This is a genomic window from Pseudomonas sp. TE21394, from assembly GCF_054057835.1.
In genome coordinates, this window is sequence record NZ_JBSRZR010000001.1 from 4,945,096 (window position 1) to 4,964,064 (window position 18,969).

The window sequence follows — 18,969 nt, forward strand, 5'->3', positions numbered from 1 at the left end:
CGGCCTTTTCGCGGTTTTACCTGCGACCAGGCCAGCCCAGATTGCCCATCTTTCAAGAGTTCCGCGATGACCACCTATACCGCCCCCCTGCGCGACATGCGCTTCGTCCTGCATGATGTGTTCAACGCCCCTGCCTTGTGGGCCCGCCTGCCGGCCCTGGCCGAACGCATCGACGCCGAAACCGCCGATGCCATCCTCGAGGAAGCGGCCAAGGTCACCGGCCAGCTGATCGCCCCGCTCAGCCGCAACGGTGACGAGCAAGGCGTGCGCTTCGAGGCCGGCACCGTCACCACTCCCGATGGCTTCCGTGAGGCCTGGCACACCTACCGCGAAGGCGGCTGGGTCGGCCTGGGTGGCAACCCCGAGCATGGCGGCATGGGCATGCCGAAAATGCTCGGCGTGCTCTTCGAGGAAATGCTCTATGCCGCCGACTGCAGCTTCAGCCTGTATTCGGCATTGAGCGCCGGCAGCTGCCTGGCGATCGATGCCCACGCCAGCGAAGCGCTAAAGGCTACCTACCTGCCGCCCCTGTACGCAGGCCGCTGGGCCGGCACCATGTGCCTCACCGAGCCCCATGCCGGCACCGACCTGGGGCTGATCCGCAGCCGCGCCGAACCCCAGGCCGACGGCAGCTACCGCATCAGCGGCAGCAAGATCTTCATCACCGGCGGCGAGCAGGACCTGACCGAGAACATCATCCACCTGGTGCTGGCCAAGCTGCCCGACGCACCTGCCGGAGCCAAGGGTATTTCGCTGTTCCTGGTGCCCAAGTACCTGGTCGAGGCCGATGGCAGCCTGGGCCGACGCAACCCCGCGCATTGCGGCTCGGTCGAACACAAGATGGGCATCAAGGCCTCGGCCACCTGCGTGATGAACTTCGACGGCGCGGTCGGCTACCTGGTGGGCGAGCCGAACAAGGGCCTGGCCGCGATGTTCACCATGATGAACTACGAACGCCTGTCCATCGGCCTGCAAGGTATCGGTTGTGCCGAAGCGTCCTACCAGAGCGCCGCCCGCTATGCCAATGAGCGCCTGCAAAGCCGTGCCGCCAGTGGCCCGCAGGCCAGGGACAAGGTGGCCGACCCGATCATCCAGCACGGTGATGTACGGCGCATGCTGCTGACCATGCGCTCCCTCACCGAAGGTGGCCGGGCGTTCGCCGCCTACGTTGGCCAACAGCTGGACCTGGCGCGCTACGCCGCCGACGCCGGCGAACGCGAGCACGCACAGCGCCTGGTGGCGCTGCTGACGCCGGTGGCCAAGGCGTTCTTCACCGACAACGGCCTGGAAAGCTGTGTGCTCGGCCAGCAGGTGTATGGTGGCCACGGCTACATCCGTGAATGGGGCCAGGAGCAGCGCGTGCGTGACGTGCGCATCGCCCAGATCTATGAAGGTACCAACGGCATTCAGGCCCTTGACCTGCTCGGGCGCAAGGTGCTGGCCGACGGCGGCCAGGCACTGGCCAGCTTTGCTGCCGAGGTACGCGCCTTCAGCCTCGACGCGCCGCTGCACCGTGAAGCCCTGCAAACGAGCCTGGCGCGGCTGGAGGCGACCAGCACCTGGCTGCGCTCGCGGGCCGGCGACGAACCCAACCTGGTCAGTGCCGTGGCGGTGGAATACCTGCAACTGTTCGGGCTCACCGCGTATGCCTACATGTGGGCGCGGATGGCCGCGGTGGCGCTGGCCAAGCGTAACGAGGATGGCGCGTTCCATGAGGCCAAGCTGGCGTGTGCGCAGTTCTACTTCCAGCGGGTGCTGCCGCGTGGCTTGGGCCTGGAGGCGAGCATTCGTGCAGGGAGCGCCAGTCTCTATGGGATGACAGCCGAACAATTCTGATCGCCCGGCCCGGCGGGACTGCAAGGAAGCCCGTAGTTCTGCCGCGAAGGGTTCTCAAACGCTGGAAAACCGTTGCCAATCCGACGAAAAACCAACACAACTGGGAGTCACTCGCCATTACCTCGGTTCTCGGGAGCCCTGCGCCAAGGGTAGAATGCGCAAAACCCGGAGCCGCAATGAACCACGACCGCCACGCCCCCAGCCCAGACGATGCCATCACCGAAGCCGCCGCGCACTGGTGCATGCGCCTGCACGCCGAGGACTGCTCGGTCGCCGAGCGTGAGGCGTTCAGCCGCTGGCTGTCGGCCAACCCGCAGCACGCCGAGGAATACCAGGCAATGCTGGAGATCTGGCAAACCGCCGACCTGCTGCCACGCAACGCCACCGTCATCGACTTCAACCCGGCCGTCCAGCAGCAGGCGCGCCGGCGCGGCTGGCGGCCATTGGCGTCTGCTGCCGCCATCGCCCTGGCGGTGCTGCCGCTGGCTGGCTGGGTGGGCTGGGAACAAGGCTGGCTGCCCAACCACTACCAGCACTTCGCAGCCGGCGAGCGCATGCAGACCGTGGAACTGAGCGATGGCAGCACGGTGCAACTCAACCTCAATACCGAGCTCACCTACCTCAACTACAAGGACCAGCGCCAGGTCACGCTCAAGCGTGGCGAGGCGTTCTTCAAGGTGCGCCACGACAGCGACCACCCCTTCATCGTGCATGCAGGCAGTGGCCAGACCCGTGTCACCGGTACCCAGTTCAACGTGTGGAAGTACCAGGACCAGGTCAAGGTCACGCTGGTGGAAGGTTCGGTACTGGTGTCCAGCGACGGCAATGACGGAGGCTACCGCCTCGGCCCGGGGATGCAGGCCAGCTATCGCCAGGGCGATTTCGAACCGCAACTGCAACAGAGCGGCGATTACGGCAACAGCCTGGCCTGGCGCGACGGCAAACTGGTGCTCGAGAACCTGAGCCTGGCCCAGGCCCTGCCGATGATCAACCGTTACCTCGATGCACCGCTGCTGCTGGCCGATGCCAGCACCGGGCGCATTCGCATCAGCGGTATCTACAACACCCGCGAGGTGGGGCGCCTGGTCAACAACCTGCCCAAGGTGCTGCCGGTCTACCTGACCCGCAGCAAGGATGGCAGCACCGTGCTCAACCGCATCTCGCCACCACCCGACAAGGGCTGACGCCCCGCCCTGCCCTACAGCGTCATCGCTGCCAGCCAGCCGAACGCCAGCAGCGGCAGGTTGTAGTGGATGAAGGTAGGTACCACGGTGTCCCAGATGTGGTGATGCTGGCCATCCACGTTCAACCCCGAGGTCGGGCCCAGGGTCGAGTCCGAGGCAGGCGAACCCGCGTCGCCCAGGGCACCTGCAGTCCCCACGATGCACACCGTGGCCAACGGGTCGAAGCCCAATTGCACGCACAATGGCACGAAGATCGCCGCCAGGATCGGAACAGTGGAGAAGGACGAGCCAATGCCCATGGTTACCAGCAGCCCTACCAACAGCATCAGCAAGGCACCGATACCCTTGCTGTGGTTGATCCACTGCGCCGAGGTTTCCACCAGGCTTTTCACCTCGCCGGTGGCTTTCATCACATCGGCGAAGCCCGAGGCGGCGATCATGATGAAACCGATCATGGCCATCATCTTCATGCCCTCGGTGAACAGGTCGTCGGTGTCTTTCCAGCGCACGATGCCCGACAGCGAGAAGATCAGGAAACCGACCATGGCACCGATGATCATCGAGTCCAGCCACAACTGGACGATGAACGCCGCGGCAATGGCCAGCCCGGCCACCAGCAGCGTCAGCGGGTTGTACTGCACGCTCACCTGCTCTACCTGCCCGATGCGCGCCAGGTCGTAGTCACGCTTCCTGCGGTAGCTGACAAATACGGCCAGCAACAGCCCGGCGAGCATGCCGGCGGCCGGAATGGCCATGGCGTGGGTGACATTGACGCCGCTCACATCGACGCCCGCGCGGGCGACGTTGGCCAGCAGGATTTCGTTGAGGAAGATGTTGCCAAAGCCCACCGGCAGAAACATGTACGGGGTAATCAGGCCGAAGGTGATGACGCAGGCGATCAGCCGGCGGTCGATGCGCAGGCGGGTCAGCACATAGAGCAGCGGTGGCACCAGCAACGGGATGAAGGCGATGTGGATGGGCAGGATGTTCTGCGACGACACCGCCACTGCCAGCATCAGGCCGACCAGCAACCATTTGACCTTGCCGCCATTGGCATGGCCCTGGCGCTCGATCATGCCCAGGGCGCGGTCGGCCAGGGCATGGGCCAGGCCGGACTTGGCGATGGCCACGGCAAAGGCGCCCAGCAATGCATAGGACAGGGCCACCGTGGCGCCGCCGCCCAGACCACCATTGAACGCCTTCAGCGTACCCTCGATGCCCAGGCCGCCCACCAGCCCACCGGCCAGGGCGCCAATGATCAGGGCGATGACCACGTGCACGCGGGACAGGCTGAGTATCAGCATGATGCCGACCGCGGCGATCACTGCATTCATGGTTGCTTTACCTCATTGCGACAGAAAAAAAGCGCGAACTCTGAAGCACTGGGCGACAGAAGTCAAAAGCGCCATGTAACGGCAAATCATCAATGCCTGGCGCAGACCCGGCAGGCCGGAAGGTTAAATTGAACGTTTGAATAAAGAAAAAGCCGCGCCAGCCGACACAGTCGTCAGCCACACTCCTATTACAAGGGACCCATCCCATGCCTTTGCGACAACTTTCCATCCAGTGGAAGATTACCCTGCTCGCCGGTCTCTGCCTGGCCGGCATCGTCACCCTGCTCGTCGGCCTGTCGCTGTACCGCATGGACCACAGCTCGGACCTGGTCAAGGCCAGCAGCATGCAGATGCTCACCGAGTCGGCGCAGTCGCGCATCGAATCGCAGGGCGAAGTGCAGGCACTGAACATCCGCCGCCAGTTCATGGACGCCTACCAGTACGGTGCCGGCTTCGCCCGCCAGGTGCTGTTCCTGCGTGAGCAGGCCGAAAAGCGTTTTCTCGATGCCTTCGACCTGCGCGAGGACATGACCCGCCAGGTGCGCGCCGCCTTGCAGGCCAACCCTGACCTGCTGGGCCTGTCGCTGGTATTCGAACCCAATGCGCTGGACAACAAGGACAACCTGTTCGCCGGCAAGGCGGACCTGGGTAGCAACGCAACCGGGCGCTTCGCCCTGTACTGGTCGCAGCCGCGGGTCGGCCAACTGACTTCCATGGCCCTGCCGGAAAGCGACATGGCCAACACCGAGATCGGCCCCAGCGGCCAGCCAGCCAACACCTGGTGGGTCTGCCCGCGTACATCCGGCAAGGTCTGCGTGGTGGAACCGTACTTCTATGACATCGATGGCCAACAGGTACTGATGACCAGCATCGTCTTCCCGCTGCGGGTAGACGGCAAGGTGATCGCCACCCTGTCCGTGGACATCAACCTCAACAGTCTGCAGGCCCTGAGCCAAGAGGCCAGCCGCAGCCTTTACGAAGGCCGGACCACGGTCGGCATCCTCAGCCCGGTCGGCCTGCTGGCCGGCTACAGCGCCGACGCCAGCAAGCTGGCCCAGCGCTTCGACCAGGTCGATACGGCCAAGGGCGCCGAACTGGTGCGCACGCTGGCCGATGGTAAGTTGACCACCTTGCACGACCAGCAGCGCCTCAAAGTGCTGGCAGCGTTCCGTCCGATCCCGGATGCCCAGCCATGGGGCGTATTGCTGGATGTGCCGGAAGATGCCCTGACCGGGCCGGCCGAGGCGCTGAAGCAGGAACTGGACGCGCTGAACACCAGCGGCACCCTGCTGGAGCTGGGCCTTGGCCTGGCCGCGGCAGTTGCCGGCCTGTTACTGGTGTGGCTGATGGCCCGCGGCGTGACCCGGCCGATCCTCGGCGTGGCGGCCATGCTCAAGGACATCGCCAGTGGCGAAGGCGACCTGACCCGCCGCCTGACCTATCAGAAGCATGATGAGCTGGGCGAACTGGCCGGCTGGTTCAACCGCTTCCTCGACAAGCTGCAACCGACCATCGCCGAGGTCAAGCGCTCGGTGCAGGCTGCCCGTGGCACCGCCGACCAGTCTTCGGCCATTGCCACGCAGACCAGCGCCGGCATGGAGCAGCAGTACCGCCAGGTCGACCAGGTGGCCACCGCCTCGCACGAGATGAGTGCCACCGCCCAGGATGTCGCCCGCAGCGCCGCACAGGCCGCCCAGGCCGCACGTGACGCCGACCAGGCGACCCGCGAAGGCCTGGCGGTGATCGAGCGTACGACCACCAGTATCGATGCGCTGGCTGCCAACATGAGCGAAGCCATGGCCGAGGTCGAGGGCCTGGCGCAGAACAGCGAGAAGATCGGTTCGGTGCTGGAGGTGATCCGCTCGATCGCCGAACAGACCAACCTGCTGGCACTCAACGCCGCCATCGAAGCCGCCCGCGCCGGTGAGGCAGGACGTGGTTTTGCCGTGGTGGCCGACGAAGTGCGCAACCTGGCCCAGCGTACCCAGGAGTCGGTGGAAGAAACCCGCCAGGTGATCGAGTCGCTGCAGAACGGTACCCGTGAAGTGGTCGGGGCGATGGACAACAGCCACCGCCAGGCCCAGGGTGGTGTCGAGCAGGTTGGCCAGGCGGTCACTGCGCTGCAACGCATCGGCCAGGCGGTGACGGTGATTACCGACATGAACCTGCAGATCGCCTCGGCCGCCGAGGAACAGAGCGCCGTGGCCGAAGAAATCAACAGCAACGTGGCGACCATCCGCGACGTCACCGAGTCGCTGTCGGGGCAGGCCAACGAATCGGCGCGGGTCAGTCAGTCGCTGAACAGCCTGGCCAACCAGCAACAGGCCTTGATGGACCAGTTCCGCGTATGACCGCAGGCAGGGCCGGCCCCCGCCGGCCCTGCAACCTCGTGGTCGCCGGGCAACCGGACGGGTCGTCTACACTTGCCGCACCACTCAACGGCAACCGACGAGGGCCTGGATGAAGAAGATCCCCACACTGTTGGCCGGCCTGCTGCTCACCGTAGGCCTGGCCAGCACCGACAGCGCCGCCTCGGCTGAACGCAGCGAGCCCATCCACTTTGGCGCCATAGGCTGGGAAAGCGGTGCCTTGACCACCGAAATCCTGCGGCTGATCGTGGAGCGTGGCTATGGATACCCCACCGACACCCTGCCCGGCAGCACGGTCAGCATGGAGGTGGCGCTGGCCCGTAACGACCTGCAGGTGATAGCCGAGGAGTGGGCCGGGCGCAGCCCCGCCTGGGTCAAGGCCGAGCAGGCGGGTGAAGTGTATGCCTTGGGCGATACCGTGAAAAACGCCGAAGAAGGCTGGTGGGTGCCGGCTTATGTGGTCGAAGGCGACGCTTCCCGCAACCTGAAGCCCATGGCACCCGATCTTCGCAGTGTCGAGGACCTCAAGCGCTACCCGCAGGTTTTTCGTGACCCCGAATCGCCCGGAAAAGGGCGTTTTCTGAACAGCCCCAGCGGCTGGACCTCGGAAACCGTCAACACCCAGAAACTCAAGGCCTATGGCCTGGATACGCTGTACAGCAACTTTCGCACGGGCTCGGGCGCCGCGATGGATGCCGAGATCGGCTCGGCTATCCGCCGTGGTCAAGCCGTGCTGTTCTATTACTGGAACCCGACCCCGTTGATGGGCCGCTACAAGCTCATACGCCTGGAAGAACCGCCGTTCGATGCCCAGGCCTGGGCCACCCTCACCGATGCCGGCAACCCCAACCCGAAAGGCAGCCGTTCGCTGCCGGCGAAGTTGTCGATCGGGGTGTCCAAGGCCTTCCATCAACACTACCCGGAGCTGGTGAAGGTGTTCGAGCAGGTCGAGTTGCCCATCGATCGGTTGAACCAGGCGCTGGCCGAGATGAGCGAAAAGCGCACCCCACCCCGTGATGCCGCCCTCGCCTTCCTGCGCGACAACCGCGAAGTGTGGAAAGCCTGGCTGCCTGCGGATGTCGCTAGCAAGGTCGAGGCTAGCCTCTGAGCAGCGGCTTGCCGGCTACAGGGCCGGGCCTGACAATGCAGCACTGACCGTTCAGCCCGGACCCACCTGCATGTCCCTCAAAGCCCTGCGCACCTTGGTGACCATTGCCCGCCACGGCACTTTCGCCCGTGCCGCCGACCTGCTCAGCCTCACCCCCTCGGCGGTGAGCCTGCACATCAAGACCCTCGAAGACGAACTGCACGTGACACTGTTCGACCGCAGCCGCCGGCAAGTGGCACTGACCGAGGCCGGCCAGTTGGCGGTTGCCCGTGCCGAGACCATCCTGGCTGCCTATGACGAACTGGCCGACGCCCTGGCCAGCGGACCGAGCCTGCGCGGCCGCCTGCGCCTGGGGGCGATCCATACGGTACTGGCGCGGCGCTTGCCCAAAGCGCTGGTGTGGCTGAAGGCACACCACCCGCAGTTGCACATCAGCGTCGCCTCCGGCATGTCGGCAGAACTGGCGCGACGCGTGGAAGATGGCGAACTCGATGCAGCGATCACCACCGAACCGGTCAGTCCCTACCCGCAGAGCCTGGAATTCACAGCGCTGTTCGAAGACCGCTTCTGGGCCATCGCCAGCCCCGAGCTGGCCGGGCGCAGCGTGGCGCAGTTGCTGGCCAGCCAGCCGTTCCTGCGTTTCGACAAGCGGGCCTGGGCCGGGCGACAGATCGAACAGGAACTGCGCCGCCAGCATCTGCAAGTGAGCGAACAGATGGAGCTTGACAGCCAGGAAGCCTTGGCACGCATGGCCGTCATGGGCCTGGGCGTAGCCATCATTCCCATGGCTGACGAGGACCTTGCCCGGTTGCCACCGGCCACTTGCTTGCCGTTTGGCGAACCGCAACTGATACGGCGGGTGGTGTTGCTGGAGCATGAGAAAAGCCAGCGGCGCCATCTGAGTGCAGTGCTGAAGACCGCGCTTGAAGCTTGAGATCGCGGCCGCTGCTGCTGCGTAAGCCTGCTTGCCGGCCAACATGCAGTTTTTCTCAACGGTCAATGAAGAAAACAACGTTTTTACAGATCGGTCGCGACCCGTAGTCTGTGCCTGGTACCCGTCCATGGAACACTGACCATGCTCCACTTGCTGCTGACCACCCTGCTACCGATCATCCTGCTGATTGCCCTGGGCTCCTTCCTGCGCTTGCGCGGCTTCCTCGCCGAAAGCTTCTGGCCTGGCGCCGAACGCCTGAGTTACTACGTGCTGTTGCCATCGTTGTTTCTGCACGGCCTGGCCAGCGCCAACCTCGACGGCGTGCCGGTGCTGGGCATGGTCGCCGTGCTGATGCTCTCGACCCTGGCCGGGGCGCTTCTGCTGGTGCTGTACCAGGGCGCAATGAACCACGATGGTGCCGATTTCACCTCGGTGTTCCAGGGCGGCATCCGCTTCAACAACTACATCGGGGCCACCCTGGCAGCCGGCATCTACGGCAGCGCCGGCATCGCCCTGGCTGCAGTAGCCAACGCCGCCATCGTACCCTTGGTCAACCTGCTTTGCGTGCTGGTGTTCGCCCGTTTCAGTGCCCGCCATAGCTCACCTGCCACGGTGCTACGGGCGATCTTCGCCAACCCCTTGATCATCGGTTGCGCTGGCGGCTTGCTGCTACGTGCCAGCGGGCTGGGCCTGCCGGCCAGTCTCGAACCTACGATAAAGGCCCTGGGCCAGGCCGCCCTGCCGCTGGGCCTGCTGTGCGTCGGGGCCGCCCTGGGCGGCGCCAGCCTTGGCCGGCAGGTACGCCCGCTGATGGCCGCAGCGGCGTTCAAGTTCTTGGTCATGCCACTGACCACCTGGGGCTTGTGCCGGCTGCTCGGCCTGGGTGGCCAGGCGGCGACGGTGGCGGTGCTGTTCCAGGCGCTGCCCACGGCTTCCTCGTCCTATGTAATGGCCCGACAGATGGGCGGTAACGCACCGCTGATGGCGGCCATCATCGCCTTGCAGACCGTGGCCGCCGCCGCGACCTTGCCCTTGGTACTCATGCTTACGCTTGACTAGACTGTGAACCAGCCCACAGATCGGGAGCGTGCCCATGCGCCTTGCTTGGATAATGATCGGCCTGGCCTCGGCGTTTCTCGCGGGCCCCTTGCAGGCGGCCGATGCGGCCAAGGCCGCCGTCGCCGAGGACAAGGCCGAAGTACTCGAAGAAAAAGTGGTGGACGACGCCCCACCTCCCAGGAAGGCCGAAATCCTCACCCCAGGTGAGGCGCAGGCCGTGGACCCGGCCGGCCAGGCGCCGCTGGATGACAGCCTCACCTGCCTGGCCCGCACCGTCTACTGGGAAGCCAAGGGTGCCGACGCCGAAGACATGGCCGCCGTGGCCAGTGTGGTGCTCAATCGCCTGGGCCGCGAGGGCTTCCCGGACACCATCTGCGGCGTGGTCAAGCAGGGTGTCGAAAGCAAGGCCTGCCAGTTCTCCTGGTGGTGCGACGGGCGACCCGACCAGGTGGAGGAGCCGCAGCGCTACGGCATCGCCAAGGAGATCGCACGCAAGGCGCTCAACCAGCAACTGAAAGACACCACCGGTGGCGCGCTGTATTTTCATGATCGCAACGTGCACCCGGACTGGGCCAAGGTCTATCGCAGGACGGCCAAGACACGGCATTTTCTCTTCTATAAGCCAAACCAGGCGCTGGCCCGCTGAACCTCGCCCAGGTCAGTCACGGCAATGAGGCGCCTGATCGCACTTTTTCGGCGCTGGCAGGTCTACTCCCTCTTTTGCCGCCAGCAACGAGTGCCGGCGTTTTCATTGCTTTGCACGATCCCGGGCCAAAAGCCCCGGGCTTGTGTAGGATGAGCAGCGCAAACCACGACGCTGCCAGTCATAGGGAGATCCACATGCGCGTCCTGTCATCCGTTGCCGCCTTGTCGCTGGCCCTGGTCGTCTCGACCAGTGCACTGGCTGCCACCGGCGAAGAGGCGCAACTGATCGATTCGATCAATACCTACCGCAGCAAGGCCCAGCCTTGTGGTGGCGAAGCGTCGCTGGAGCTGCCGCCGCTCAACAGCGATACCCGCCTGGCGTTGTCGCCAGAAGGTACCCGCGACCTGCAGCAGGCCATGACTCGCGCCGCCTACCCCATGGTCAACGTGCAAGCCATCAGCCTGTCCGGGCCGCGTGATGCGCGCGCCGCGATGCATGCCATCGAAGAAAGTTTCTGCCAGGTGGTGCTTGACCCGCAGTTCGTCGATATCGGCGTCAGCCAGGAAGGCCGCGAGTGGCGCATCGTGCTGGCCAGGCCGCTGCTCAGTGGCCGCCTGGGCGACTGGCAGGCCGAAGGACAGAAAGTGCTTCAGGAAATCAATGCCGCGCGCAAGGTGCCGCGCCAGTGCGGTGGCCAGCCGTTTGCCGCCGCCCCCGCGCTGAGCTGGAGCGGGGTATTGGCCGGCGTCGCCGCCAACCACACCCGGGCCATGGCCAACCAGAACTTCTTCGACCACATCGACAAGGATGGCCGTACCCCCGGTGACCGGGCCGAACTGGCCGGCTACCTGTACCGGCAGATTGGCGAGAACATCGCCGCAGGGCGTGATACCGCGCACAAGGTAGTCGATGGCTGGCTGGACAGCCCGGGGCATTGCGCCACGCTGATGAATCCGGAGTTCCGTGAACTGGGGGCTGCCTATGCGGTGGATCCTAAAAGCGATGCGGGCATCTACTGGACGGGGGTGTTCGGTGCCCCGCAATGAACCAGGTTCACAGGTGATGCGGCTACCGTCGATGCTGTACAGTTGCTCACTTACGTCGCCCTCAACGAGGCATACCCCGCCATGGCACTGGACACCTGGCTGATCTACCTGCTGGCCAGCATCGGCCTGTCGCTCACACCAGGCCCCAACAGCCTGCTGGCCCTGAGCCACGGCGCCATGTACGGCGCACGGCGGACGTTGTTCACCATCATCGGCGGGGTGTTCGGCTTCAGCGCCCTGATCGCCCTGGCCATGTTCGGCCTCAGCGCATTGCTGCAGGCCTCGGCCTCGGTACTGAACGTGCTCAAGTGGGTGGGGGGAGCCTACCTGGTCTGGCTGGGAATCCAGCTGTGGCGCAGCCCGGGCCTGCACCTTGAGTTGACCGGGCAAAGCGCCCGGATGGGCAATGCCAGCCTGTTCCGCCAGGGCCTGTTGTCGGCCATGGCCAACCCCAAGGTGCTGTTGTTCTATGGTGCGTTCCTGCCGCAATTCATCGATCCGCAGCGTGGGCTGTTGTCGCAGTTCGTGGTCATGGCCGCGACCTTTGCCAGTGTCGAGTGCCTGGTCGAATACCTGTTGGCCCGCCTGGCGTTTCGCATCCGCCCCTGGCTGGCCAAGGGCGGCAAAGGCTTCAATCGCTGCTGTGGCAGCCTGTTCGCCCTGATCGGCGTGGCGCTGCCGCTTGGGCGATGAGCCAGGCAGCTTGCGCAGCAGGCGCGTCGTCCTTCAGTTGCGGCGGGCCTTGGCCAGGAAGATGACCAAGGCTACACCCGGCAACCCTGCCCCCACCCACGCCACGCCCTGCCAGCCGAACTGGCTGAACACTGCGCTGGCGACCGCCGAGCCCAGCGCCCCGCCGAGGAAGATGCTGGTCATGTACACCGCGTTGAGCCGCCCGCGGCTGGCCGGGTCCAGCGCGTACACCTCGCGCTGGCCGATCACCATGTTCATCTGCACGGCGAAATCCAGCAGCACCCCGGTCACGCCCAGACCAATCACGCTGTAGCCCGGCGCTGTCAGCCCCAGCAGCAGGGCCGCCGGGGCCAGCAGCAGCGCCAGCAGCGAGCCAGCACGGGCATGCCCGGCATCGGCGAGGCGACCGGCCAGCGGGGCGGCAACGGCACCCACCGCGCCCACCAGGGCGAATACGGCGATCTGGCTCTGTGACAAGCCATGCTCACCGGCCAGGGCCATCGGCACCGCGGTCCAGTACAGGCTGAACGCCGCGAACATCAACGCCTGGTACAGCGAGCGCTGGCGCAGCAAGGGGTAGCGGCGCAGCAGTGTCAGCAGCGACAGCATCAAGCCGGCATAGCTGGCCTTGTGCTCGGGGCGACGCTGCGGCAAGGTCAGCGCCAGCAACAGGATGATCGCCAGCATGACCCCGGCGGCACCGATGAACACCGCGCGCCAGCCAAAGTGGTCGGCCACCACGCTCGACAGCGGGCGCGCCAGCAGGATGCCCAGCAGCAGGCCGCCCATGATGTTGCCGACCACGCGTCCACGCTGCTGCTCCGGCGCCAGGTGCGCCGCCAGCGGGATGAGCATCTGCACCGCTACCGAACTGAAACCGATCAGCAGCGCATAGCCGAGGAACAGCTGGCCCTGGCCACTGCGGCTGGTACCCGCCAGCAGCAGGCTGACCCCGGCGAGCACCGCCGTGGCCACCATCAGCCGGCGGTTTTCCAGCAGGTCGGCCAGCGGCACCAGCAACAACAGGCCCAAGGCGTAGCCTAGCTGGGTGAGCGAGACGATCAGGCTGGCATGTTCGGTGGACAGCCCAAGGTCCGGGGCGATCAGCCCGACGATGGGCTGGGCATAGTAGATGTTGGCGACAATCGCGCCGCAGCAGAACGCCAGCAGTGCGACCAGGGTCCGGCTCAGGCCGGTGACTGCCGGCTGCGCGGCGGCAAGGGAGGGATTCATGCGAGGTTCCTCGGCAACGGATGGAATATGCTGTCACCTTAACCAGCGACGCTGACGCCGGGAATCCGGCGCTGGCGCAACGCGCTTTTGCGGGCTGCGCAACGCTAGCCACGCGGTGTCAGCAAGCCTTCGCAAAAGTGCATGAACGCATTCACCCGCCTGGAGCCACGGTGGTTGGGCAGGTACAGGGCGTTGATACTGCTGTTGGCCGCCCCGGGGCTGGCTTGCCAGTCCGCAAACACCCGCTGCAGGCGCCCCGCGGCGACATCCTCGTGCACCAGCCAATCGGCCAGCAGCGCAATGCCGCTGCCGGCCAACGCGGTTTCGCGCAACAGGTCGGCATTGGCACTGCGCAACGGCCCGCTCACATCCAGTTCCAGGCTCTCCTGCGCCCGGGCCAGACGCCAGGGGCGGCCTTTCTGCCCGTAGCGAAAGCGCAGGCAGGCGTGCTCGAGCAACTGCCGTGGATGCTCCAGTGCCTCACGCCCGGCCAGGTAAGCCGGGCTGGCCACCAGCCACCGCTCGAAGCGACCCAATTGGCGACACACCAGCTCATCATTGGGTGAAGGGTCACCCAGGCGGATCGACAGGTCGTAGCGGCCATCGAGCAAGTCATCCAGGCGGTCGCTGAGGTCGATGTCCAGTTCCAGTGCCGGGTGCTGCGCCAGGAACGCCCCGAGGTGCGGGGCGATGACCCGCCTGCCGAATTCTACCGGCAAGCACAGGCGCAGCACGCCAACAGGCTCCTCGCCGCGGTCGGCGACGCTGGCATCGGCCTCGTCCAGCGCTTCAAAAATGCCCCGGGCGCGCTCGTAATAGCGCGCGCCGGCCTCGGTCAGGCTGACCTGGCGCGTCGAGCGGTTGAGCAAGGTGGCGCCCAACGCGGTTTCCAGGGCATCGACCAGGCGCGTCACCGACGAGGTCGCCAGCCCAAGCCTGCGCGCGGCAGCCGAAAAGCCCTGGGCATCGACGGTGGCCACGAACATTTTCATCGCCAGGAGTTTGTCCATTTGCTGCCCGTCTTCCAAATCTCGGAAAGTTCTTACAAACGACCGGGCGGGTCAAGAAGCGCGGCGCCTGGAAATCGCGTCCATAGTGGAAGCAGTCCCCTTCGAGCGAGGCACTCCATGACTTTGCACAACCTCTTGACCGACCTGCCCCCTTGCGCCGCCACCAGCGCTGAACGTGTCGATGAACTGCTCAGCCGCCCGGGCGTACGCGTGGAACGTATCGTCTCCACTGGCCAGGCCAGCCCGCCCGGGTTCTGGTACGACCAGGCCGAAGGCGAATGGGTGGTCCTGCTCAGCGGTGCCGCGGGCCTGCGCTTCGAACATGAACAGTACACCCGCCTGCTGGCAGCGGGCGATTTCCTGGACATCCCGCCGCATTACCGCCATCGCGTGGAATGGACTGCCCCCGGCACAGCGACGATCTGGCTTGTGGTTTTCTACAGCAATGGCACTCCGTGGCCGGCGCAACCGGAGGACCTCCCGGCCTGGCCCGCATGAACGGTTTCTTTCTCGTCATTTTCATCGCCTGATCCATACTTTTAGCGGCACTCAGCCCAGTTAGAGCCTGCGACAATCAGTCCCGGTAAATTATGTACCAACTTGTTAATTAGCAAGCTAAGCGTTTAAACTGCGCGCATTCCACCTGCTGAGATCCCTGGCATGAAAGCAATACCGCGCGCTTCCGGCGCCACACACATCATCCTGGTCGGCCTGGGCGTGATCATCGCCCTGCTTGGCCTCCTCCTGGCGGCGGGCGGCGTCAAGCTGGCCGGCCTGGGCGGTTCCTGGTACTTCCTGATCGGCGGCCTGGCCATGGCCATCGCCGGCGCTCTCATCGCATGTCGCAAGCCGGCTGGCGCCTGGCTGTACGCGGCGTTCCTGGTGGGTACCGCGATCTGGGCACTGGTCGACGCGGGCCTGGTGTTCTGGCCACTGTTCTCGCGCCTGTTCATGTTCGGCGCCATCGGCATGGTGGTGGCACTGGCCTATCCGCTGCTGGCGCGTGCCAGCGGCGCCAGCAGCGGCCGTGGTGCCTATGGCGTGGCCGCAGCCATGGCCGTGGCGCTGGTCATCGCCGTCGGCAACATGTTCGTTGCCCACCCCACTGTCGCCCCTGCCGGCAAAGGCCCGGGCATCACCCCGGTCGAAGCAGGCAAGCAGCAGAAGGACTGGGCTCACTACGGCAACACCGAAGGCGGCAGCCGCTTCGCCGCGCTGGACCAGATCAATCGCGACAACGTCAGCAAGCTGCAGGTGGCCTGGACCTACCACACCGGTGACGTGGCCATCAGCGACGGCAACGGTGCCGAGGACCAGCTGACCCCACTGCAGGTTGGCAACAAGGTGTTCATCTGCACCCCACACAACAATCTCATCGCGCTTGACGCCGACTCCGGCAAGGAGCTGTGGAAGAACCAGATCAACGCCCAGTCCAAGGTCTGGCAGCGCTGCCGTGGCATGGCCTATTTCGACGCCGGCGCGCCAATCGCCCAGCCAACCCAGCCCAACAGCACGCCGGTCACCCTCGGTAGCGTGCCGGCCGGTGCCAACTGCCAGCGTCGCCTGCTGACCAACACCATCGATGGCCGCCTGATTGCCGTAGACGCCGACACTGGCGAGTTCTGCCGGGGCTTCGGCAACAACGGCCAGGTCAACCTGATGGCCGGCCTGGGCAACGTACCGGACTCCTACTACCAGCTGTCCTCTGCACCGCTGATGGCCGGCACCACGGTGGTGGTCGGCGGGCGTGTCGCCGATAACGTGCAGACCGACATGCCTGGCGGCGTGATCCGTGGTTTCGACGTGTTCAGCGGTGAAATGCGCTGGGCCTTCGACCCGGGCAACCCGCAAGACCGGCAGGCGCCACAGGGCGACAAGACCTACGTGCGCAGCACCCCGAACAGCTGGGCACCGATGTCCTACGACCCGGCGATGAACACCGTATTCCCTGCCGATGGGCTCGTCGTCCACCGATATCTACGGTGTCGAACGCACCCGGCTGGACCACACCTACGGCGCTTCGGTGCTGGCCCTGGACGCCACCACTGGCAACCAGAAATGGGTATTCCAGACCGTGCACAACGACCTGTGGGACTTCGACCTGCCGATGCAACCGAGCCTGATCGACTTCACCAAGGACGACGGCCAGTCGGTACCGGCGGTGGTGATCGGCACCAAGGCGGGGCAGATCTACGTGCTCGACCGCGCCACCGGCAAGCCGCTGACCCAGGTCGACGAAGTGCCGGTCAAGCCCGGCAACATTCCCAACGAACCCTATTCCCCGACCCAGCCGAAGTCGGTGGGCATGCCACAGATCGGCGCACAGACCCTGACCGAATCGGACATGTGGGGCGCCACCCCGTATGACCAGCTGCTGTGCCGTATCGACTTCAAGAAGATGCGTTATGACGGCCTGTACACCGCACCAGGCACCGACCTGTCGCTGAGCTTCCCGGGATCGTTGGGCGGCATGAACTGGGGCAGCATTTCCACCGACCCGGTGCATGGTTTCATCTTCGTCAATGACATGCGCCTGGGCCTGTGGATCCAGATGATTCCGTCGCAGAACAAGGGCAGCGCGGCCTCCGGCGGCGAGGCCCTGAACACCGGCATGGGCGCCGTACCGCTCAAGGGCACGCCGTATGCGGTGAACAAGAACCGCTTCCTGTCGGTAGCCGGTATTCCGTGCCAGGCGCCACCATTCGGCACCCTGACCGCCATCGACATGAAGACCCGCCAGGTGGCCTGGCAGGTGCCGGTCGGTACCGTCGAGGACACCGGCCCGCTCGGCATCCGCATGCACCTGCCGATCAAGATCGGCCTGCCGACCCTCGGCGGCACTCTGTCAACCCAAGGTGGCCTGGTGTTCATCGCCGGTACCCAGGATTTCTACCTGCGTGCCTATGACAGCAGCAACGGCAACGAGATCTGGAAAGCCCGCCTGCCCGTGGGCAGCCAGGGTGGCCCGATGACCTATGTCTCGCCGAAAACCGGCAAGCAATACGTGGTGGTCACTGCTGGCGGCGCGCGCCAGTCGACTGACCGTGGCGACTACGTGATGGCTTACGCGCTGCCTTAAGACCGCGTCGCCTGCTTCGCGGGGCACGCCCGCTCCCACAGGGCCACCAGCGGCCTTCGTGGGAAGCGGGCTGGCTTGCAAATACCCCTGGAACACACACCGAGATTCAGTAATGCCCTGCGTAACCCGCATCACCCCCAGCCTGGTGCTGGCCCTGGCCAGCACCACCGCCCTGGCCGACGCCGACCTGACTACCCGCAGCACGCTTAGCGGCGACTGGGGCGGCCTGCGCCATCAACTGGAAGCAGATGGCGTCAAGTTCACAGGCGACTACAGTGGCGAAACCGCCTACAACGCCCATGGCGGCCTGCACCGCTCGGCACGCTATTCGCAAAACCTGAAACTGGGCGTGCAGTTCGACCTGTCGAAGCTGTATGGCCTGGACAATGGCGGAAAAGTCCAGCTGACCGTCAACGATCGCCGCGGCAACAGCGCCTCGGAAGACCTGGTAGGCAACCGCCTGCCGATCCAGGAAAACTACGGTGGCCTCTACACCCGGCTCACCGAACTGAGTTACGAGCGCACCCTGTTGACCCCGGCGCTGAACGTCAAGCTCGGCTACATGGCCATGGGCAATGACCTGGGTGGCCTGGACAGCGGCATCCTGTGCAACTTCATGAATGCCGGTTTCTGCGGCCACCCGCTGAACATGTCCGGCGGCAGTGGCTGGACCAACTACCCCAATGCGCACTTGGGCGTGCGGGTGAAATACGACTTGTCGCCAGCCTGGCAACTGCGCGTGGCAGCGTTCAATGTCGACCCCGAGAGCAACGGCAACGCCAGCCGGGCCTGGCACCTGGGGCCCAAGCACACCACCGGCACCGTGGTACCGGTCGAGCTGGTGTACAGGCTGCAGCACGAGCTGCCTGGCGAGTACAAGCTGGGCTACTACTACGACAGCTCCGATGTGAAGCGCATCGGCAGCGATGAACACGTGTCAGGCCGCGGCGGCCACTACCTGCTGGTCGACCAGGCGCTGTGGAATGACCAACGCTCGCCGGGCCGCAGCCTGCATGCCTTCGGCCAGTACTCGGCATCGAGCAAGGCCGCCTCGCCGTTCACCCGCTGGTATGGTGCCGGCGTGGTGCTGTACCAGCCGTTCGAGGGGCGCCCGAAGGATACCGTGGCGCTGGGCTATGGCCGCGCCGTGCCCAACCCGCGTAGCCGCGACGTACTGGAGGATGCCGCATACAACGCTGGCCAGCCGTTCCCCGATATCGACAGCGCCGAGCAGCTGATCGAGCTGAGCTATGGCTACCAGGCCACGCCGTGGCTGAACCTGCGCCCGGACATGCAGTACATCATCGAGCCAGGGGCATTCTCCGGGAAAGCCATCGACAACGCGCTGGTGCTTGGCCTGCAGGTCAAGGCAACCTTCTGAATACCGGGGCCGCGCTGCGGCCCATTCGCGGGTGAACCCGCTCCCACAGGTACTGCA

General features: G+C 65.4%; 14 protein-coding genes and 2 pseudogenes. 13 read left to right on the forward strand and 3 right to left on the reverse strand.

All coding sequences use genetic code 11. The features are described from left to right. The first annotated feature begins 66 nt into the window (after positions 1 to 66). Positions 67 to 1,836, forward strand: a complete 1,770-nt coding sequence (locus ACVWZT_RS22690; RefSeq protein WP_457471536.1) for an acyl-CoA dehydrogenase C-terminal domain-containing protein — start codon at positions 67 to 69, stop codon at positions 1,834 to 1,836. A gap of 176 nt (positions 1,837 to 2,012) precedes the next feature. After that, entirely contained in the window at positions 2,013 to 3,020 is a 1,008-nt protein-coding gene (locus tag ACVWZT_RS22695) for a FecR family protein (RefSeq protein ID WP_457471538.1), read from the forward strand. A 14-nt stretch (positions 3,021 to 3,034) separates the two neighbouring features. Here the strand turns inward: ACVWZT_RS22695 and ACVWZT_RS22700 are convergent, their stop codons facing one another. Next, a complete protein-coding gene (locus ACVWZT_RS22700; RefSeq protein WP_296232092.1) occupies positions 3,035 to 4,354 on the reverse strand; it encodes a Na+/H+ antiporter family protein in 1,320 nt (439 codons plus the stop codon). Positions 4,355 to 4,881: 527 nt separating this feature from the next. Here ACVWZT_RS22700 and ACVWZT_RS22705 point away from each other — a divergent pair. The 8 genes and pseudogenes from ACVWZT_RS22705 to ACVWZT_RS22740 all read left to right on the forward strand — a co-directional run. After that, positions 4,882 to 5,847: pseudogene (locus tag ACVWZT_RS22705) on the forward strand (PDC sensor domain-containing protein); the annotation flags it as partial. Between the two features lie 102 nt (positions 5,848 to 5,949). Next, positions 5,950 to 6,705, forward strand: a complete 756-nt coding sequence (locus ACVWZT_RS22710; RefSeq protein WP_457472137.1) for a methyl-accepting chemotaxis protein — start codon at positions 5,950 to 5,952, stop codon at positions 6,703 to 6,705. 109 nt (positions 6,706 to 6,814) lie between these two features. Beyond that, complete coding sequence (locus ACVWZT_RS22715) at positions 6,815 to 7,831, forward strand: ABC transporter substrate-binding protein (RefSeq protein ID WP_296232090.1); 1,017 nt, start codon at positions 6,815 to 6,817, stop codon at positions 7,829 to 7,831. Positions 7,832 to 7,901: 70 nt separating this feature from the next. Then, positions 7,902 to 8,765, forward strand: coding sequence for a LysR family transcriptional regulator (locus ACVWZT_RS22720; protein WP_457471539.1), 864 nt, complete (start codon positions 7,902 to 7,904; stop codon positions 8,763 to 8,765). Positions 8,766 to 8,906: 141 nt separating this feature from the next. Next, positions 8,907 to 9,824, forward strand: a complete 918-nt coding sequence (locus ACVWZT_RS22725) for an AEC family transporter (protein WP_457471541.1) — start codon at positions 8,907 to 8,909, stop codon at positions 9,822 to 9,824. Between the two features lie 34 nt (positions 9,825 to 9,858). Beyond that, on the forward strand, positions 9,859 to 10,470 hold the full coding sequence (locus tag ACVWZT_RS22730; protein WP_457471543.1) for a cell wall hydrolase: 612 nt from the start codon (positions 9,859 to 9,861) through the stop codon (positions 10,468 to 10,470). A gap of 194 nt (positions 10,471 to 10,664) precedes the next feature. Beyond that, complete coding sequence (locus ACVWZT_RS22735; protein ID WP_457471544.1) at positions 10,665 to 11,516, forward strand: CAP domain-containing protein; 852 nt, start codon at positions 10,665 to 10,667, stop codon at positions 11,514 to 11,516. An 81-nt stretch (positions 11,517 to 11,597) separates the two neighbouring features. Next, positions 11,598 to 12,209 carry a LysE family translocator gene (locus ACVWZT_RS22740; protein WP_296232084.1) on the forward strand — a complete coding sequence of 204 codons (612 nt, stop codon included), beginning with the start codon at positions 11,598 to 11,600 and terminating at the stop codon, positions 12,207 to 12,209. A 33-nt stretch (positions 12,210 to 12,242) separates the two neighbouring features. Here ACVWZT_RS22740 and ACVWZT_RS22745 read toward each other — a convergent pair whose 3' ends face one another. Further along, the gene (locus ACVWZT_RS22745; protein ID WP_457471546.1) at positions 12,243 to 13,442 is read right to left on the reverse strand and encodes an MFS transporter; all 1,200 of its coding nucleotides are present in this window, start codon (positions 13,440 to 13,442) and stop codon (positions 12,243 to 12,245) included. Between the two features lie 104 nt (positions 13,443 to 13,546). Beyond that, positions 13,547 to 14,452, reverse strand: a complete 906-nt coding sequence (locus ACVWZT_RS22750; RefSeq protein ID WP_457471548.1) for a LysR family transcriptional regulator — start codon at positions 14,450 to 14,452, stop codon at positions 13,547 to 13,549. Between the two features lie 117 nt (positions 14,453 to 14,569). On the opposite strand from ACVWZT_RS22750, the gene ACVWZT_RS22755 reads away from it, so the two are divergent. The 3 genes and pseudogenes from ACVWZT_RS22755 to ACVWZT_RS22765 all read left to right on the forward strand — a co-directional run bounded on the left by ACVWZT_RS22755 (position 14,570) and on the right by ACVWZT_RS22765 (position 18,912). Then, entirely contained in the window at positions 14,570 to 14,950 is a 381-nt protein-coding gene (locus ACVWZT_RS22755) for a cupin (RefSeq protein WP_457471550.1), read from the forward strand. A gap of 162 nt (positions 14,951 to 15,112) precedes the next feature. Beyond that, positions 15,113 to 17,531, forward strand: a pseudogene (locus tag ACVWZT_RS22760) (glucose/quinate/shikimate family membrane-bound PQQ-dependent dehydrogenase). Between the two features lie 112 nt (positions 17,532 to 17,643). Next, the gene (locus ACVWZT_RS22765) at positions 17,644 to 18,912 is read left to right on the forward strand and encodes a carbohydrate porin (RefSeq protein ID WP_457471551.1); all 1,269 of its coding nucleotides are present in this window, start codon (positions 17,644 to 17,646) and stop codon (positions 18,910 to 18,912) included. Positions 18,913 to 18,969 lie beyond the last annotated feature (57 nt).